The sequence below is a fragment of the Enterococcus casseliflavus NBRC 100478 genome, from assembly GCF_001544095.1.
In the GTDB taxonomy this organism is placed as follows: Bacteria; Bacillota; Bacilli; order Lactobacillales; family Enterococcaceae; genus Enterococcus_D; species Enterococcus_D casseliflavus.
Genome location: NZ_BCPT01000002.1, coordinates 195,817 through 215,018, shown reverse-complemented (window position 1 = coordinate 215,018; position 19,202 = coordinate 195,817). Strand labels below are relative to the sequence as shown.

Genomic DNA, 19,202 nt, shown 5'->3' with positions numbered 1-19,202 from the left:
GCAAAGGGTGGTTTTATGGATAAAGTAACCATCGGGTTCGCCCCGACTAGAAGAAATTTATTTAGTGCAGAAGCAGCCATTGAGTACGCCAATCTGACACGACAAAAAATGGACGAACTGGCCATTGATTATGTAGATATTTTAGATATCAACGAAGACGGCTTGCTATACGATGATGAAGGGGTTGAAAAAATCGCCGAAAAATTCAAAGCAGCGAAGATCGACGGTCTTTTTCTAGCCAATGAAAACTTTGGTACGGAATATGCCTGTGCTCGTCTAGCCAAAAAACTAGATGTTCCCGTCTTACTATGGGGACCCAAAGACGAGACACCAGCCGCCGATGGTTCACGTTTGCGGGATACGCAATGCGGTCTTTTCGCTATTGGGAAAGTCTTGCGCCGTTTCAAGGTACCTTTCACCTATGTCAAAAATTCTGATATTGATTCACCAGAATTTGCCCGCGGCTTGCAAGACTTTATCAAAGTCTGCAATGTCGTCAAGACCTTCAAACAAACACGAATCTTGCAAGTAGGTCCACGTCCCTTTGATTTTTGGACCGTGATCTGCAACGAAGGCGAACTATTGGAGCGTTTCAATATTTCGCTATCACCAGTACCGATCCAAGAAGTGGTGCAAGAAATCAAGAAAGTCAAAGAACAGCAGCCAGATAAATTGCAAGCAGTCATTGATTATTTCGAAACCAATACGGAAGTCCAAATTTCGGCGAGAGATTTGGAGATGGTGGCAGCCCTTAAAGTGGCTTTGCAAAACTTATGTGAAAGCTACGGCTGCAATGCAGGAGTCATCCAGTGTTGGACGGCCTTACAAGACGAAATCGGTATTTTACCGTATGCCTCCCTGTCGCTGTTACAAGAAGAAGGCTTGCCTTTTGTCTGTGAGACGGATGTCCATGGGGCGATCTCGGAACTGTTAGTCGAAGCCGCTTCGTTGGGGGAACACCGAGCAATCTTTGCGGATGTCAACTGCCGCCATCCAGAAAATGAGAATGGCGAATTGCTGCAGCACTTAGGAGTTTTTGCTTATTCCACCGCAGAGACCAAACCGATCTTGCCGCAACGACATTTTGTTTTTGACTATCCAGGATCAGTCGCTTTTCGGGCAATCAAAGACGAGTATACGCTGTGTCGCTTTGATGGGGACAACGGCGAGTACTCACTGCTGATGGGTACTGGTAAAGGGATCGATGGACCATACAATCAAGGAACCTATCTCTATCTGGAATTTGCGAATTTGAATCGCTTGGAATTCAAACTCGTTGAGGGCCCTTATATTCATCACGTTGCGGCGGTCAGAAAAAATGTGGTGCCGATCTTGTACGAAGCGTGCAAATACATCGGCGTGCAGCCAGATTTTTATGATCCAATCGAAGAAGACGTCAAAGCATACTTGAGAGGGGATCAATCATGGAAATAAACGAGCTGGAGATGAAGGCTTTAACGATTCGAAAATCCGTGTTAGAGCTGATCTATCAAGCAAAAACGGGACATACTGGTTCGGATCTTTCTTGTACCGATATTTTAGTGGCTCTGTATTATCGGATAATGAATGTCGATGCGAAAGATCCCCAAAAGCAAGATCGTGACCAGTATATCCAAAGTAAAGGACATGCTGCAGAAGTATTATGGGCCGTTTTAGCGGACAAAGGTTTTTTGCCGAAAGAAGAATTAGCCACCTTTTCGCAATTTGGTTCAAGACTGATCGGTCATCCAAACAATAAAGTAGCTGGTGTTGAGATGAATACTGGTTCGCTAGGTCACGGCTTACCCGTCGCAGTAGGGATCGCTTTGGCAGGCAAACTGGATCACCGTACGTATCAAACCTATACGTTGTTGGGAGATGGCGAATTAGCAGAAGGCTCGGTATGGGAAGGAGCCATGGCGGCTGCCAACTACCAGCTGGACAATTTGACCGCCATCATTGATCGCAACGGCTTGCAGATCACGGGCGCCTCGGAAGATGTGATGGCAGTGGAGCCGCTAGATGAAAAATGGCGTGCCTTTGGTTGGGATGTGCATATCGTTGATGGCAATGATATGGCTGCCTTGGTGGCTGCATTAGAAAAACCGCATCAGCCCAATCAACCGAAGCTGATCATTGCTAAAACCATCAAAGGCAAAGGCTATTCTGCAGCCGAAAATCAAGCGCAATGGCATCATAAAGTGCCAACGGCAGAAGAGCTTGCACAAGCCATTGCCGAACTTGATCAGCAAATGGAGGTTTTGACTCATGGGAAAAAATAATATTGCCAATCGCCAAGCGATGTGCGACGTATTGATTGAAGAAGGAAAAAAGAATCCTGCGATCACGGTGTTGACCAGTGATTCTCGTGGTTCCGCTTCGTTAGCAGCTTTTGCCAAGGAATTACCGACACAATTGGTGGAAGTAGGGATCGCAGAGCAAAACATCGTCAGTATTGCGGCCGGCTTAGCCCATATGGGCAAACGCCCTTTCGTTGCCTCTCCAGCTTGTTTTCTCAGCATGCGCAGTATCGAGCAGATCAAAGTCGATGTCGCGTATTCGAATAAAAATGTCAAACTCGTAGGCATCAGCGGCGGTGTCAGCTATGGGGCATTAGGCATGAGTCATCATTCCTTGCAAGACATCGCAGTGGCACGAGCGATCCCTAATTTGCAAGTGCTGTTGCCAGCAGATCGCTTTGAAACGATCCAAATGTTTAAAGCCTTAGCGGCATCAAATGAACCAGCCTATATCCGTCTCAGTCGCAATCCTGTTGAAGATTGCTATGATTCTGCAGATTATCCTTTTGAGATCGGCAAAGCCATTGAGCTGAGAAGCGGTCAAGATGTCGCATTGCTCGCCACTGGCGAAACCGTGCGCCAAGCGTTGGATGCTGCTGAGCTATTGGAAAAACAAGGTATCACTGCTACCGTTTTAAATGTTCATTCCTTGAAGCCCTTTGATTCAGAAACGGTCAAACGAGTGGCGAAAGAAACAGGCACCGTGATCACTGTGGAAGAACATAGCCGATACAACGGCTTAGGAGCTGCCGTGGCGGAAACACTGACAGAAGAAACGGACATTCGACAAAAAATCATTGCTTTTCCGGATGAAGCTTTGATTACTGGTTCTTCGTCAGAACTGTTTGCCCATTATGGCTTAGACGGTGCCTCCATAGCGAAAACAGCGGTTGCGTTTCTAGGAGTTTAGGATGGACAAGACCTATCAGCTTGTTTTAGATCAGAGTACATCCGGTACCAAACTTTTACTGTTTCAAGAAGGGAAAATCCTGCAGCGTTACGATAAAAAACATCGCCAAATTTATCCAAAAGTCGGGTGGGTCGAACATGATCCCCTCGAGATTTGGCAAAATGTCCAAGAATTGCTGGCACAAGTGTTTCAAGAACAAGCGATCACTGTAGATCAAATCGTTTCCTTGTCATTGACCAATCAGCGGGAAACGATCGTTGCATGGGACCGATTGACTGGCAATCCCCTGTACAATGCGATCGTGTGGCAATGCAACCGCAGCGCCGCGATTTGTGAAGAATTGACGGCACAAGGCTGGGAAAGGACGATCAATCAGAAGACCGGTTTACGCTTAGACCCGTATTTTTCTGGCACCAAAGTGAAATGGCTGGCACAAGAATTATCGGCCATCAAGGAAAAGTCGGGAACTGGCGAGTTGGCGATCGGTACGATGGACAGCTGGCTGTTGTGGAATTTAACGCAAGGGACAGTATTTGCGACAGAAGCCAGCAACGCTTGCCGAACATTGTTTTATAATATTGAAGAGGGCCGTTGGGATGCAGAGCTCGTCAAACTTTTTGGCATCCATTTAGCAGACTTGCCAGCGATCCAACCTGCTGATACGGTTTTTGGTAGCTATCACGGAATCCCTATCAAAGGGATCTTAGCCGATTCACAAGCGGCATTATTCGGTGAAGGTTGTCAAAGCCTTGGGGATGTAAAAATCACGATGGGCACCGGTTGTTCGATCATGATGCAAGTGCAGCAGGAGCAGACGTTGCGGGATCGCCGCATTTTGACGACGGTCGGCTGGCAAACTAGCCAGGAAACAGCGTTTGCGCTAGAAGGCATCATCCGTTCCTGTGGTGACGCCATCAACTGGTTCAGTGAGCAAGTGGCTCCGCTGCCAGATGTAGCTGAGATCTGCCAAGAAGTGCTGACCAGTGACAGTCAAGAAGACATCTATTTTATCCCAGCATTGCAAGGAATGGGTGCCCCTTTTTGGGATAATACGATGACTGCCAGCTTTGTCGGCATGAAACGCACAACGACGACTCATGAGCTGTTGAAAGCCGTTTTAGAAAGCATCATTTTTCAAATCAAAGCAGTGATCGATGTGATGGAAGAAGTCGCTGAACGACTGATCAATCAGGTAATGATCGATGGCGGTGTTTCGAAAAACCGCGCCTTGATGAGCTTATTGGCGACTTTGATCAATAAACCCGTCATCGTCAGCGAAGTCGAAGAATTTTCAGCCATCGGCACAATGCTTGTTGCCAAACCAACCATGAATGAACCAGCTATTCAGCAAACCACGATCGTTCCGCAAGCCGAACAGGCCGTGATCCGTTTGAAATATGAAAAATGGAAACGGTTCATTGAGAAGTCAGCTGCTTTTAGTGAAGGATAAAGGAGGAACTATATGGAGATTCAACGAATTCAACTGAATCAAACGGCTTACGTGGATACCTATTTATTGCACCAATCCAAAGAGTACAATGTCGGCAAGAAACGACCGCTAGTGATCGTCTGTCCAGGCGGCGGCTACGCCTTTACCAGTGATCGAGAGGCGGAAGTCATTGCCTTGAAATTCAATAGTATCGGGCTAAATAGCGTTGTTTTATGGTACACCACCGGTGACCAGGTGAAAAACGTTCCCCATAATGCCTTGATGGAAGCCGCCCAAACCGTCAAAATCATTCGTGCGCATGCTCAAGAATGGTTGGTGGATGAGGAACAAATCATCGTTTGCGGTTTTTCAGCAGGTGGTCATCTAGCGTTGCAGTTAGCGACGCGCTGGCACGATGCTGAGCTGGCAGAAGCGTTGGGCGTCAGCAGTGACTTACTGAAAGTGAATCTGGCAATCGCCGGCTACCCATTGGTTTATCAAGAGCACGCCTTCCCAATCGATGAGCTAGGCTTTGCCGCTAGTCTGATCGAAACACCTTTAACTGCCAACGAACGCTTTTTTGGGAGTAAACAACCGACGGAAGAAGCCATTCAATCCATGAACATTTTGCATCATGTCGATCAGTGGACACCTCCGATGTTTCTCTGGCATACGACGGAAGACGTCTTAGTCGATGTGGCGCACTCGTTGAAGCTGGCGGTCAAATTAAGAGAAGCAGAAATTCCATTTGAACTGCATATTTTTGAAAAAGGCGAACACGGACTTGCATTAGCGGATCGAACAACGGCACGCAAGCCAAGTCACCTCAATGCCCATGTCGCCAAATGGTTCGAGCTGTGCGAAGGCTGGCTCAGTAGTTATATTGATTAAAAAACCGCCAGTGCACAACTTGTGCCAATGAAAGGAGAGCACCACCGTGAAAATCACCGTGAGCCAAAACAAACGCACCTTATTGCGAGACGGCCAGCATTTCTTTTATTTAGCCGATACTTGCTGGAGTGCCTTTACTAGTATTCAAGAAAATGACTGGATCACCTACTTAGACAAACGCAAAGAGCAGGGCTTCAATACCCTACAAATCAATGTGTTACCGCAATGGGATCGCAGCCGTGGTCAATTTGACTGCTTGCCGTTTCCTGTTGATGCGGGCGTCTTTGATTTTACTGTTTGGGAGGATGCCTATTTCGAACGGGCTCAGCGTCTTTGTAAAATTGCCGATGAGAAAGGCTTTACTTTAGCTTTGGTCGTCTTGTGGTCAAACTATGTCGCCGGCACGTGGGCTAGCCAGTTGGACAAAGAACGCAACGTGTTGCCGAAGGATTGCCGCCAGGTCTACTATCAAAAAGTGATTAAGACGTTTGATGCCTTCCATCCGATCTACTTTATTGGTGGCGATACGGATTTCCCAACACAGCCAACCATCGATACGTATCTAGAAGCCTTTGCTTTCTTTGAAAAGCATTCGCCGAATACCCTGAAAACGATTCATATCAAGGGACGTTTTGAAGAGATTCCCGCAACGATCGTCGAACATTTGGACTTATTTTTATACCAATCAGGTCATAACAGCGCCTTTTTGAATATGCCTTATTATTTGGCAGAGCGTTTTTATCAAAGACAATCGCAGCTGCCGATCATCAACTCAGAACCTTGTTATGAACAAATGGGCTATGCCCGTCATGTATATGGTCGATTTGGTCAAAAGGATGTCCGCAAAGCGGCATGGCAATCACTCTTAGCCGGCGGCTCGGCTGGGATCACGTACGGTGCCCACGGCATCTGGAGTTGGCAAACCCCGACGGCAACCTTTGCGGAAGAAATCGGGGAAGCGTTTGATCGTCCGATGATTTGGCCAGAAGCTTTATCTTTTCCTGGGGCAGATGACTATGGCTTTATCAAGCAATTATTCGAATTATTAAATATTCAGGAGCTTGTGCCTTGCCAAGAGCGCTTGATCGATGCAGATGAACAGATTCGTATGGCAGCCATCGCAGGATCGAAGGATGCGTTGCTTTACTTGCCAAGCAATACAACAGTCCGCCTGCAAGGAGATCTTTCTACAGCGACCGTCACATTGATCGATTTGAATACCAATCGTTTCTTGAAACCAAAACTGACAGTTACCGATGGTATCACTGTTTTCCATCCCCACAATTGTCACGAAGACGTATTGTTCGTCATCCAAATAAAGGAGTGAAAAAAATGGATAAGTATATGGATAAGGTGTTAGTATTTGCAGATAAAATCTCCAACAATCGGTATTTAAAGGCAATTTCAAACGGGTTGATGGCGACGCTGCCGATCAACATTATTGGTTCGATCGCCTTATTGTTAGCAGTTTTGCCGATTCAAGGATGGACAGACTTTATCAATTCGATCAATATTGGCGGCTATTTTTCCGTCGGTTACAGTATGACCGTCGGGGTTATCTCAGTGTACGCTTCCTTTCTGGTCGGTCACCGTTTAGCGACAGAATTTAAGCAATCGGCGGTTCCTGCCGGCATCGTTTCACTGTTTGCCTTTTTGATGATGACGCCAATGGTTACCTTAGAGGAAACAACGACCCTCGACATGAGCAAACTCGGTGCTCAAGGCTTGTTTACCGCTATGATCTGTGGCTTAGTCTTTGCTCGTTTGTACTGCTTTATTTTAGAAAAAAATATCGCCATCAAAATGCCAGCAGGCGTGCCGCAATTTGTGACGGATACCTTCGCCGGTTTGATTCCAGCAATTATTTCTGGGTTTACCGCGATCGTCATTAGCTGGGCATTCAGTTTTACTTCTTATGGCTCATTCTCAGATTTCATCTATCAAATCTTGGCAATGCCGCTGCAAAGCTTGTCTTCTAGTGTCGGTTCGTTGTTATTTATTGTACTGATCCAAATGGTGTTATGGTTCTTCGGTATCCATGGTTCGTTGGTGGTGGGTAGCTTTGTCACCGCTTTGTACTTACCAATGGATGTGGAAAATATGGATGCTTTAGCTAGCGGCGTTGCGCGTTCCGAGCTACCGAATATTTTGAGCAAGTCGTTTTATGATTTGTTTGCTGGTATTGGTGGGGCAGGAGGAACATTGTCATTGATTATCGTTATTTTGCTGTTGGCGAAATCCAAACAATCACGGACAGTCGCTAACCTGAGTGCCGTTCCTGGATTGTTCACCATTAATGAGCCAGTGATTTTTGGCTTACCGCTGATTTTGAATCCAATCATGGCGATTCCGTTTATATTAACACCATTGGTTCAAGTACTTGTGGCATACCTAGCGATCTGGAGTGGGATCGTCCCACGACTTAGTGGCGTACAAGTTCCCTTTGGCACACCGATTTTTCTAAATGGGTTTCTAGCTGGAGGCTGGCAGGTCGCAGTTCTACAAGTCGTTTGCGTTTTGGCAGGCTGCTTGCTGTACATTCCTTTTGTCAAAATATTAGATAAAGGAAAATTAAAAACCGAAGCAGAAGCAGCGCAAGCGGAGGTTCAAACTGAAAGTATCGATGCAACGGGAGAAACGGTTTAAAAGAAACCGATTTTATGATGACAAGCCAACGAGTTAGTGCTATAGTTAAAGAAAGAAAACCCACGTGGATTGTTACTGACTCGATCAGGCAAGACCTAAATAAGAAAGCGCTCTTCTCGTTTTAGCAGCGGCTCTTATTTAGGTTTTTTGTTTTTTATCGGGGATTTTTCAGTAATCAGCTAGGTAGGTTTATCAAAAGAAAACAAAAGGAGAACGAGCAAATGGCAAAATTTCCAGAAAATTTCTTATGGGGCGGCGCGACCGCAGCGAATCAATTAGAAGGGGCGTTCGATCGCGATGGCAAAGGCTTGTCAGTGGCGGATGCAATGCCTGGCGGCAAACAGCGTTTAGCGATTTTAGGCAGTGATACATTTGATTGGACGATCGATGAGGACAAATACACCTACCCAAATCATCGCGGGATCGACCATTATGACCGTTTCAAAGAAGACATTGCGTTGTTTGCAGAAATGGGCTTCAAGAGCTATCGTTTTTCCATCGCATGGACACGTATCTTTCCAAAAGGCGATGAAACGACACCAAACGAAGCTGGACTGGCATTTTATGATGCGCTGATCGATGAATGTTTGAAATACGGGATCGAGCCAGTGGTTACGATCTCTCACTATGAAATGCCCTTGCATTTAGCCAAAGAATACGGTGGCTGGAAAAATCGAGCATTGATCGATTTCTATGAACGTTTTGCAAAAGTTGTCTTGGAACGGTTCCACAGCAAAGTCAAATACTGGATGACCTTCAATGAGATCAACTCTGCTTTCCATTTCTCCGCATTGAGTCAAGGGATGGTCAACAGCACGGGTGCCAGCGACTTTACAAACGTGATCCAAGCGTGGCACAACCAATTTGTTGCCAGCAGTAAAGCTGTCAAAATCGGCCATGAATTAAACCCAGAGTTACAGATCGGCTGTATGATCATTTATGCAACGACTTACAGCATTGATGCGAACCCAGTCAACCAAGTGGCGACGATGATCCATAATCAAGCCTTCAACTACTATTGTGCCGACGTGCAAGTACGTGGAAAATACCCATCCTTTACGGATCGTTTGTACAAAGAACATGGCGTCAATAAAGAGGATCTTGAGATTACCGAAGAAGACTTAGCCTTGATCGCTGAACATACTGTTGACTATGTTGGCTTCAGCTACTACATGTCTTCTGCCGTGGATATCACCACAGAAGAAGCCGATGAAGTGCAAGGAAACTTGTTGGGCGGCGTCCGCAATCCATTCTTAGAAGCAAGTGAATGGGGCTGGCAAATCGATCCAGAAGGGCTGCGCATCGCGTTGAATGAACTGTATGATCGTTACCAAAAACCGTTGTTTATCGTGGAAAACGGCTTAGGAGCCATTGATACCTTTAACGAAGAAGGTAAGATCGAAGATGATTATCGTATCGATTACTTGCGCCGCCACATTGAAGCAATGGGCGAAGCGATCGCTGATGGCGTAGACTTGATCGGTTACACGCCATGGGGCTGTATCGACCTTGTCAGTGCTTCAACAGGCGAAATGAGCAAACGCTATGGCTTTATCTATGTTGACTTTGATGACGAAGGTAACGGCACGATGGATCGTTCCAAGAAAAAATCCTTCGATTGGTACAAACAAGTCATTGCAACAAACGGAGAAGAGTTGGCCTAAGTGTTTCGTTAGACTCACGGATGACACAGGATCCGTTATAAAAGAAAACCGATCAACGGTGCTCCTATATAGGCGCATCGTTGATCGGTTTTTGGTGATATTTGGGTTTAACGGGTACGTTCATAGCTGTCTCGTAACAAAGATTGGAGTTGTTTTTCTGATACAGAGCCATCTAGTAATGCGGTGAGCCAATGGTTTTTATTCATGTGATAAGCGGGTAAATAGCCGCGACTTTGATTGATGATCGAAACCATTTCGGGCGCTGCTTTGATATCTAAAATTTCGATCATTTCCGTTCCTTCCAAGCCTAATTTTTGCTTTTCTACAGTCATCAGCAAGCCAAACCATTTACCACTTTTACGGTGCCGCAAGACTTGGTACTCGGGAAACTTTGCAAATGGATGGTCGATCTGAACATCATTGAAGGTCTGAGCGAAGGCGATCAGCCGGTTTTTAAGATCCATGAGTATCCCTGCCTTTTTATAATAGAAAACTACTTATATTATACCACTGATTCCTTTTACCTAGCGTAACCGTTTCTGATAAAGCATTCGTGCCAAGAACCAGCTCACCACTACGATACCGCCGCACCAGCTAAAGGCACTGATCAAGGTGGTATCTTTTAAGTTTAACAAAAGCCCTCGCAAAGAATGGATGATCGGCGACATTGGTTGGTATTCAGCAAAAATGGCTAATGGGCGCGGCATGGTTTCCGTAGGGACGAAACCAGAGCTTAAGTAGGGCAAAAGGGTGATCAAGACAGTAAACAAGGTAGCTGTCTCGGGGCTTTTGGCGATGAGACCAACCAGAACGGAGACCCAAGTAAAAGCGAAGGTGAAGCAAAAGATCAATAGGAAGGCGAGCCCCCAGCCAGCAACTGTGGCTTGAGGGCGAAAACCGATGACCATGGCAACGATCAATACGACCAAGGTACTGATCAAGCTCCGAAGGGTCGCGGCGAAGACATGGCCGTTTAAAAAGGCTGAGTTAGAAATATTCAAGGTCATCAGCCGTTCCACCATGCCGGATTTTAAATCTTCCGTCACCGTTACCCCAACGGAGGAAGCACTTTGGGCGATACATTGGACGAAGACACCGGGAACGACAAAATCGACATAAGAGGTATCACCGACGTTCATGGCTCCCCCAAAAACATAGACAAAGAGGATCATTAAAATCGCTGGGGTCAAAATTCCACTTAGCAAAGTCTCCATACTGCGAATCGATAGCAAGAGATTGCGTTTGAATAAGGTGTTGGTTTCTATAATTGCTTTCATTGGTTTCCTCCTTGGACAAGTGTTAGAAAAATATCTTCTAACGAAGCATTCTTTTGATTAAAACTGGTGATAGTGATCGGTAGTTGATTGAGTTCCTGCAACAGCGTGAAGGAATGCTGGAAGTCTTGACTGACGGGAAATGCCAGAGAGAGACTGGACTCATTGACTTGCAGCGGAAAGTCAGACAGATGCTGTCGCACGGTCTGCAAGTGTTCTTTCGTCAATACGCTGATTTCCATCGTTTGTGAAGGATGCAGTGCTTTGACTTCCGTTGGTGTTCCTTGCAAGATGATTTTCCCTTCATGCAAGATGGCGACTTGGTCTGCTAAAAATTCAGCTTCTTCGAGGTATTGAGTCGTTAGGAAAATCGTTCGTCCTTGAGCGGCGATCTCTTTGATCATGTGCCATGTGGCTAAGCGGTTTTGCGGGTCTAACCCGGTCGTTGGTTCATCCAAAAAGAGCAGGTCAGGTTCGCCGATAAAACTCATGGCGATGTCTAAGCGTCGTCGCATGCCACCAGAATAATTTTTGACTAGTCGGTTGCTGGCATCCACCAAATCAAAACGCTCTAACAAATGTTGGACGATAAACTGTTTGTTTTTGACATGGCGCAAGGCAGCAATCATCAGCAAGTTTTCTCGTCCGGTCAGTTCTTGATCGATGGCGGAAAATTGCCCTGTCAGACTGATTTTTTCGCGAATCGCTGCTGGATCTTTGGTCAAGTCGATCCCATCGATCCGCGCGGTTCCTTGGTCAAAAGGTAGGATAGTGGACAAAATTTTGACTAAAGTGGTTTTTCCAGCGCCGTTTGATCCTAGTAAGACAAATACTTCGCCAGGAGTGACGTCAAAAGTGACCTCTTTCAAAACGGTTTTGTCTTTGAAGCTTTTTTTTAAATGTTTCACGTGAAGCATTTTCTTTTTTATATGGGTATCCATAGCTTTTCCCTCGTTTCTATAAGATAATTCAACTATAAAGGCTCTTCGGGAAAAGCAACTGCTTATTTCAATATATTGAAAAAGAAGGTGAAAAAATGAACAATTATGGTGCGACAGTGAAAGAGCTTCGCAAAAGCAAAGGCTTGCTGTTGAAGGAATTAGTGGATGAACAATTGTCGATGTCTTTGTTATCGCAATTTGAAAATGGCAAAACGACGATTTCCTGCGAACGATTTCATCGCTTGCTAGATAAATTGGAAGTGAGTTTTGCCGAATTTCAGCTGCTGCATACGGGGGAGCATCATTCGGAGGCTCAAAAGCTAATGGTTGACTATGTCCGTTCGATGGGGATCGAATCCATTGATGAAGTACCTAAATTAAAAAAGAAATATCAAAAGCTGACCACGTATTTTCAACAGCATTACTCCTTGGAGCTGGACCACTTCTTACAACTGATCCGTTTTGACTACTTGATGAAAGAGGAGCTTTTTAAAGGGGTGCCCATCGAGGAGGCTTACCTGAAACACAATTACTGTTTGGACTCTGCCAAGCATTACTTGCTGAATACCGATACATGGGGTGTTTATGAGCTGCGGCTGTTTGCCCGCGTAGCAATTTCGATGGAGCCAGCTTTGCTTTGGCGCTGCTTGACGATCGCCATCAAAAAGAGTCAGCGCTTTGCAAAAATTCCTGGCAATGAAGATATTTTGTACAACACGTTTGAGACGGTATTTTCTGTCTTTGCTGTTTTCGACGAGGCGAATTATGCGGAAAAGACCTTTCATTTATGGCGAGATCATGTTTATGAAAAAGAACACATTGAACAAGCGATCTTTATGCCGTTTTTTGAAGGCTGGACATGTCTATTAAAACAAAATAAGGCACAAGCGGCGGACTTGATGCAGCAAACGTTAGATCAGCTGGAAAGATTAGGGATGAAGAACACGTTTGCTATGTATCAATTATTAAGCACATCTGTATTGAAAGAAGAGTTTCCGGGGATTTTATTGAGTGATCCATTGCTTTCTGAAGGAACCCGTTATGGCTGGGAGTAGCTAGAAAAAGCTGTTTCCCGCCGATGAAAGCGCCTTATGTTTAAGAATCGGAGAGGAAGTGATTAAAAATCAGTAAATGCAAGCAATTTGCTTCTTTTTTACTGATTAGAGGAGTATATTCGAAGTTGGAATTTTTCTTTATTTAGAATTATTTTAATGTACTTTTTATGAAATAGGAGGATGTAGGATGGATATTGTGACACTAGCGCGAATCCAGTTTGCGATGACGACGATTTTTCACTTTTTCTTTGTACCGTTTTCGATCGGAACTGGTGTCGTCGTTGCAATTATGGAGACACTTTATGTGATCAAAAAAGATGAAAAATATCGCCGGATGACGAAGTTTTGGGGGAATATTTTTCTATTGAGTTTTGCTGTCGGGGTCGTGACAGGGATCATTCAAGAATTTCAATTTGGGATGAACTGGTCAGACTATTCTCGTTTTGTCGGGGATATTTTTGGTGCGCCCTTGGCTTTAGAAGCTTTGTTGGCGTTCTTCTTAGAATCGACGTTCTTAGGACTGTGGATCTTTACATGGGATCGGGTCAGTCCCAAGCTGCACGCCACCTTTTTCTGGTTGGTGACGCTAGGTTCGATGCTATCGGCGTTTTGGATCTTAGCTGCCAATAGTTTTATGCAGCATCCAGTGGGGTATACCTTGAACAATGGCCGGGCAGAAATGACTGACTTCGGTGCATTATTGGCAAATCCACAGGTGTGGTATGAGTTTTTACACGTGATCACCGCTGCCATCACGATGGGTGGGATCATTGTTGCTGGTTTATCAGCCTTTCGTCTGTTGAAGAAAGACAAAGACATTGACCGCGACTTCTTCAAAAAATCAATGCGGATCGGTTTTGCGGTGGCATTGTTCGGTTCATTCACCGTCTTGCTAGCTGGGGATGAACAAATGAAATACTTGGTTGAAGAACAACCAATGAAATTTGCCGCAATGGAAGGGGCGTATGAAGATACTGGGAGTCCTGCGGCTTGGACCGTCGTTGCTTGGGCGAATGAAGCAGAACATCACCAAGTCTTCGGTATTTCGATTCCATATATGTTGAGTATCTTAGCCTTCAATGAACCCTTCGGATCAATCGATGGGATGGATACGGTCAATCAGCAATTGATTGAAACCTATGGCGACCGTAATTACTACCCGCCGGTCAACACACTCTTTTGGAGCTTCCGGATCATGGCTGGTTTTGGTGCCTTGATGCTGTTGGTTTCTGGTCTGGGGTTGTATTTTACGCGTAAGAAGAAACCGTGGCTCTTTGAAAAACGCTGGCTGCTTTGGGTAGTGGCGATCACTTTGTTCACCCCATTTATTGCCAATACAGCTGGTTGGTTGATCACGGAGTTAGGACGTTACCCATGGACGGTTTACGGCTTGTTTACGATCGAAGATAGTGTGTCACCAAACGTTTCCGTGACCTCACTCTTGATCTCAAACATCGTTTACTTCCTCTTGTTCTCTGGCTTAGGCGGAACGATGGTCTATCTGGTGAAAAGGGAAATGGATCATGGACCTGAAAAAGAAGCCTTCGGCGAAATCAGCCAAGGAGACAACCAAGAAGGGTACGAAGACCCATTTGATAAGGAGGCGTTTGAAGGATGACCGGTCTGCAATTACTATGGTTCACGTTGATTGGGCTTTTATTTTCTGGCTTCTTCTTCTTAGAAGGGTTTGACTTTGGTGTGGGGATGTCTGTGCAGACATTGGCCCACAATGAAGAGGAAAAAGACCAGATCGTTAAAACGATCGGGCCTGTCTGGGATGGCAATGAAGTGTGGCTATTGACCGCTGGCGGAGCGATGTTCGCCTCGTTTCCATACTGGTATGCTTCTTTGTTCAGCGGTTTTTATTTGATTTTGTTATTGATCTTAGTCGGGTTGATCATTCGCGGTGTTTCCTTTGAGTTTCGAGCGAACTTCCCGAAAGAACAAAAAAACATTTGGAACTGGACGTTGACGATCGGCAGTACGATCGTACCGTTTTTCTTCGGTCTGATGTTTGTCAGCATGATCCAAGGAATGCCTTTGGGTGAAGATGGCAACATGACGGCAACCTTTACGGATTACGTCAATCCCTTTTCAATCGTTGGCGGGATCGCGTTGACTTTGTTGTGCTACTTGCACGGATTAAACTATATCGCTTTGAAAACGGAAGGCCCGATTCGGGCACGGGCACGCAACTATGCAAGTATTTTTTATGGCATCTTATATGCAGGCTTAGTCGTCTTTGCTGTGATGCTTTACTTCCAAACGGATTTCTTCGAGAATCATTTTGCGACAACGCTTGGTTTGTTGCTCGTGATCGTTGTACTGACACTGATTGCAAATATCGGCGTCTTTAAAGGCAAAGAAATGATGGCTTTCATTGCGAGCGGCTTGACGTTGATCGCTTTGGTGGCATTGATCTTCACAGGGTTATTCCCAAGAGTCTTGATCAGTTCGATCGATTCAAGCTATGACCTGTTGATCGCTGATGCGTCTTCAAGCCGCTACACATTGAAGATCATGAGTTATCTTTCACTGACGATCTTGCCTTTCGTCTTGGCCTATACGGCTTGGAGTTACTATATCTTCCGTAAACGGATCAGTCATACGGAGGCGTTGGAGGGGTATAAATGATTGATAAACAAATCATGAAGCTCCCAGGAATGAAACAACTTTTAGGGCTGCTTGCGGGACTTTCGTTCCTGCAGGCGCTCTTCATTATTGGGCAGGCGTATGGATTGGCACGTGCCATCACTGGCTTATGGGAAGGACGACCATTAGAGGAACAGTGGGGCTGGATTCTGCTGTTCTTTTGTTCGTTTATCGCCCGACAAGCCGTTATCTATTTCCGTTCCAAAAGACTCGATGATTACAGTTACCAGCAAGCCGCCGATCTGCGGGATCAATTGTTGGAGAAATTGTTTCGGGTCGGTCCTCAGATCGCACAACAGCAAGGGACGGGGAATGTAACAACGATGGTCTTGGAAGGGATCAACCAAGTCGAAAACTACTTGAAATTGATTCTTGCCAAAATCATGAATATGTCGATCATTCCTTGGGTCATTTTGGCACTCGTTTTTTATCTGGATTGGGAGTCGGGCTTGGTCTTGCTGTTGGTGTTCCCCTTGATCATCATTTTTATGATCATCTTGGGCTATGCCGCGCAAAGCAAAGCGGAAAAACAATACCGAACGTTTCAATTACTGTCCAATCATTTCATCGACTCCCTGCGAGGGATCGACACGCTGAAATTGTTTGGGGTCAGTAAAAAATATGGCAAGAGTATCTTTGCTTCCAGCGAACGGTTTCGGAAAGCGACGATGGCTTCATTAAAAGTCGGTATTTTATCGACCTTCGCCTTAGACTTTTTCACGACCTTATCGATTGCCGTCGTGGCAGTCTTGCTAGGCTTGCGGCTGATCAATGAAGGAATCTTGCTGTTTCCAGCGTTAACCATCTTGATTTTAGCACCAGAATACTTCTTGCCGATCCGCGACTTTTCCAGTGATTACCATGCAACCTTAGACGGGAAAAATGCGATGACTGCGGTGACGGAGATCTTGCATCAGCCCGAAGCCCAAGTACCGGCAGTAACGGTGCCTCGTTGGCAGGAAGACGCCCAGTTAACGATCGATCAGCTGGCGTTTTCCTACGAGGAAAAAGCGGCTTTGACGGATATCAATTTGAACGTGACTGGCTTCAAAAAGATCGGGATCATCGGTCTGAGCGGTTCTGGCAAGTCTACCTTGATCAATACCTTGAGTGGCTTTCTCGTGCCAGACAGTGGTGAGATCACTCTCGGAGGGGCCAAGACCACGGCCTTTCGCCAAGCAAGCTGGCAAGAACAGCTGATCTATATTCCGCAAAATCCTTATATCTATCGGTTGACCTTGCAGGAAAATGTCGCGTTTTATCAGCCGACAGCTACCAAAGAAGCCGTACTGAAAGCCATTGAAGTGGCAGGCTTGACTGAGCTTTTAGCAGAGCTGCCGCAAGGGTTGGACACGATGTTAGGAGAAGGGGAACGGCATCTAAGTGGCGGACAAGCCCAACGGATCGCTCTAGCCCGTGCCTTTTTAGACCAGCAACGAAAGATTCTTTTGTTTGATGAACCAACGGCTCATTTGGATATTGAAACCGAAGTTGCCTTAAAAGAACGGATGCTACCGCTGATGGAAAACCGTTTAGTCTTTTTTGCAACCCATCGCTTGCACTGGATGGAAGAAATGGATGAAATCATCGTGATGGATCAAGGAAGAATCGTGGAACAAGGAACCTTGGCACAACTGCAGCAAAAGCAAGGTGCTTTTACAGAACTAGTCAATGGAATGAGGAGGGAACAGCTTGAATAAAATCGGCTTATTGCGCTCATTGAAAACTGATACGTGGGTCAAGCCTTTCTTGTCAAAATACAAAAACGTTTTGGCGCTGGCCTTATTCCTAGGCTTCTTGACCTTTTTCTGTGGTGGGGCACTGATGTTTAATTCTGGGTACCTGATCAGCCGCTCGGCATCGATCCCAGAAAACATTCTATTGGTTTACATCCCCATCGTACTGACCCGAGCGTTTGGGATCGGCCGTCCAGTCTTTCGCTATTTGGAACGGTTGACCAGTCATAGCTGGGTCTTGCGCATGACCTCTAATTTACGTTTGAAATTGTACAACGTAGTAGAAAAAGATGCGATCTTCTTTAAGCAAGCACATCGCACGGGGGATATCTTGGGCTTATTGGCAGAAGATATCAACCATATTCAAAACCTGTATTTGCGGACGATCTTTCCTACCGTGATCGCTTGGATCTTGTATGCGTTCTTGATCATCGGACTCGGCTATTTTTCTTGGTGGTTTGCTTTGGTGATGCTGCTGCTATTAGGGATCATCGTCTTTGTCTTGCCGCTTTGGTCGGTGATCATCAACGGCGCGCGGCAAGAAAAGCAAAAACACATGAAAAACAACTTGTATACGACACTGACGGATAATGTATTAGGGGTTTCTGATTGGGTCTTCTCTCAAAGAGGCAGCGAGTACGTGGCTGCCCATAAGGAACTGGAAACACAGTTGCGGGCGGTGGATGAACAGATGCTGTCCTTTGATCGCCGGCGTGATTTTCTTTTACAAAGCATCTTTGGAGTGATCGCTGTCGCATTGCTGCTTTGGACCAGCATTCGCTTTCCAGGTAACCACGGAGGAGCAGCCAACTGGATCGCTGCCTTTGTCCTGTGTGTCTTTCCTTTAGTTGATGCATTTGCGCCATTACCATCTGCTGCTCAAGAAACCAATCGCTACAAAGACTCTATCGATCGCTTCAATGCATTGCCAGAAGAAAATCGCCAAGTCTCCATGGAGCAACCGTCAGTCCCTGAAGTGACGGGCCTCGTGTCGATCACAGTCAAGGACTTGCATTTTCAGTATCCTGAAGGCAAAGAAGTGCTTCATGGGCTGGATCTAACGATTCCTGCGTATCAAAAACTAGCGATCCTTGGTCGCAGCGGTTCTGGGAAAAGTACATTTGCCTCCTTGTTGCGAGGCGATCTGCAACCGACGCAAGGGTCGATCACCTTAAACGACGTACCTGTGACGGCATTGAGTGAGTCGATCAGTGACTTGATCGGTGTCATCAATCAAAGTCCTTATCTTTTTCATACGACCGTTTTGAATAATATTCGGCTAGGCAATGAGTCGGCTTCGGAAGAAGAAGTCTGGCGCGTACTGGAGCAAGTCGGGTTGAAAGAAATGGTGGCAGCTTTGCCTAACGGCTTGGCGACGATGGTGGATGAAGCCGGCTTGCGTTTTTCTGGTGGAGAACGGCATCGTTTGGCATTGGCGCGGATCTTGCTAAAAGACACTCCGATCATCTTATTGGATGAGCCAACCGTCGGCTTAGACCCGATCACGGAGCAAGGCGTGCTCGAAACCTTTTTCCAAGTGCTGGAGAACAAAACGATCATTTGGATCACCCACCACTTGCAAGGAATTTCGATGATGGACCGTGTGCTCTTTATTGAAGATGGTCAGTTGACCATGAGCGGAACACCTGCCGAATTGGCAGCAGAAAACAAACATTTTCAACACTTATTGGCCATTGACCAAGGACGACGATAAAAAAGAGCGTC

General features: G+C 45.9%; 16 protein-coding genes. 13 read left to right on the top strand and 3 right to left on the bottom strand.

The window, feature by feature from the left end:
* Positions 1 to 15: 15 nt before the first annotated feature.
* From ECA1_RS02855 to ECA1_RS02820, 8 genes are all read left to right on the top strand, one after another.
* Positions 16 to 1,434, top strand: coding sequence for an L-fucose/L-arabinose isomerase family protein (locus tag ECA1_RS02855; protein ID WP_060791682.1), 1,419 nt, complete (start codon positions 16 to 18; stop codon positions 1,432 to 1,434).
* Positions 1,425 to 2,261 (top strand): transketolase, encoded by an 837-nt coding sequence (locus tag ECA1_RS02850; protein ID WP_005231740.1) that lies wholly within the window; start codon positions 1,425 to 1,427, stop codon positions 2,259 to 2,261. The genes ECA1_RS02855 and ECA1_RS02850 overlap by 10 nt, the downstream gene beginning before the upstream one ends.
* Positions 2,248 to 3,189, top strand: coding sequence for a transketolase family protein (locus tag ECA1_RS02845; RefSeq protein WP_060791681.1), 942 nt, complete (start codon positions 2,248 to 2,250; stop codon positions 3,187 to 3,189). Before ECA1_RS02850 ends, ECA1_RS02845 begins: the two co-directional genes overlap by 14 nt.
* A gap of 1 nt (position 3,190) precedes the next feature.
* Positions 3,191 to 4,639: an FGGY-family carbohydrate kinase gene (locus ECA1_RS02840; RefSeq protein ID WP_060791680.1), complete on the top strand. Its 1,449-nt coding sequence runs from the start codon at positions 3,191 to 3,193 to the stop codon at positions 4,637 to 4,639.
* A 12-nt stretch (positions 4,640 to 4,651) separates the two neighbouring features.
* The gene (locus ECA1_RS02835; RefSeq protein WP_060791679.1) at positions 4,652 to 5,509 is read left to right on the top strand and encodes an alpha/beta hydrolase; all 858 of its coding nucleotides are present in this window, start codon (positions 4,652 to 4,654) and stop codon (positions 5,507 to 5,509) included.
* Between the two features lie 46 nt (positions 5,510 to 5,555).
* A complete protein-coding gene (locus ECA1_RS02830; protein WP_060791678.1) occupies positions 5,556 to 6,836 on the top strand; it encodes a glycoside hydrolase family 140 protein in 1,281 nt (426 codons plus the stop codon).
* Positions 6,837 to 6,841: 5 nt separating this feature from the next.
* A complete protein-coding gene (locus ECA1_RS02825) occupies positions 6,842 to 8,155 on the top strand; it encodes a PTS sugar transporter subunit IIC (RefSeq protein ID WP_060791677.1) in 1,314 nt (437 codons plus the stop codon).
* Between the two features lie 221 nt (positions 8,156 to 8,376).
* Complete coding sequence (locus tag ECA1_RS02820; protein WP_005226517.1) at positions 8,377 to 9,819, top strand: glycoside hydrolase family 1 protein; 1,443 nt, start codon at positions 8,377 to 8,379, stop codon at positions 9,817 to 9,819.
* Positions 9,820 to 9,926: 107 nt separating this feature from the next.
* On the opposite strand, the gene ECA1_RS02815 is transcribed toward ECA1_RS02820, so the two are convergent.
* From ECA1_RS02815 to ECA1_RS02805, 3 genes are read right to left on the bottom strand one after another with little or no spacing between them, the layout of a single operon-like run.
* Complete coding sequence (locus tag ECA1_RS02815; RefSeq protein ID WP_060791676.1) at positions 9,927 to 10,283, bottom strand: MmcQ/YjbR family DNA-binding protein; 357 nt, start codon at positions 10,281 to 10,283, stop codon at positions 9,927 to 9,929.
* A 60-nt stretch (positions 10,284 to 10,343) separates the two neighbouring features.
* On the bottom strand, positions 10,344 to 11,096 hold the full coding sequence (locus tag ECA1_RS02810) for an ABC transporter permease (protein ID WP_060791675.1): 753 nt from the start codon (positions 11,094 to 11,096) through the stop codon (positions 10,344 to 10,346).
* Positions 11,093 to 12,034 carry an ABC transporter ATP-binding protein gene (locus ECA1_RS02805; RefSeq protein ID WP_060791674.1) on the bottom strand — a complete coding sequence of 314 codons (942 nt, stop codon included), beginning with the start codon at positions 12,032 to 12,034 and terminating at the stop codon, positions 11,093 to 11,095. Before ECA1_RS02805 ends, ECA1_RS02810 begins: the two co-directional genes overlap by 4 nt.
* 95 nt (positions 12,035 to 12,129) lie before the next feature.
* On the opposite strand from ECA1_RS02805, the gene ECA1_RS02800 reads away from it, so the two are divergent.
* From ECA1_RS02800 to cydC, 5 genes are all read left to right on the top strand, one after another.
* The gene (locus ECA1_RS02800) at positions 12,130 to 13,089 is read left to right on the top strand and encodes a helix-turn-helix domain-containing protein (RefSeq protein ID WP_060791673.1); all 960 of its coding nucleotides are present in this window, start codon (positions 12,130 to 12,132) and stop codon (positions 13,087 to 13,089) included.
* A 187-nt stretch (positions 13,090 to 13,276) separates the two neighbouring features.
* Entirely contained in the window at positions 13,277 to 14,707 is a 1,431-nt protein-coding gene (locus ECA1_RS02795; RefSeq protein WP_060791672.1) for a cytochrome ubiquinol oxidase subunit I, read from the top strand.
* Positions 14,704 to 15,723 (top strand): cytochrome d ubiquinol oxidase subunit II, encoded by a 1,020-nt coding sequence (gene cydB / locus ECA1_RS02790; protein ID WP_060791671.1) that lies wholly within the window; start codon positions 14,704 to 14,706, stop codon positions 15,721 to 15,723. The genes ECA1_RS02795 and cydB overlap by 4 nt, the downstream gene beginning before the upstream one ends.
* Positions 15,720 to 17,441 (top strand): thiol reductant ABC exporter subunit CydD, encoded by a 1,722-nt coding sequence (gene cydD / locus ECA1_RS02785; RefSeq protein WP_005226535.1) that lies wholly within the window; start codon positions 15,720 to 15,722, stop codon positions 17,439 to 17,441. Before cydB ends, cydD begins: the two co-directional genes overlap by 4 nt.
* Positions 17,434 to 19,191 carry a thiol reductant ABC exporter subunit CydC gene (cydC, locus tag ECA1_RS02780; protein ID WP_060791670.1) on the top strand — a complete coding sequence of 586 codons (1,758 nt, stop codon included), beginning with the start codon at positions 17,434 to 17,436 and terminating at the stop codon, positions 19,189 to 19,191. The genes cydD and cydC overlap by 8 nt, the downstream gene beginning before the upstream one ends.
* Positions 19,192 to 19,202: the final 11 nt, after the last annotated feature.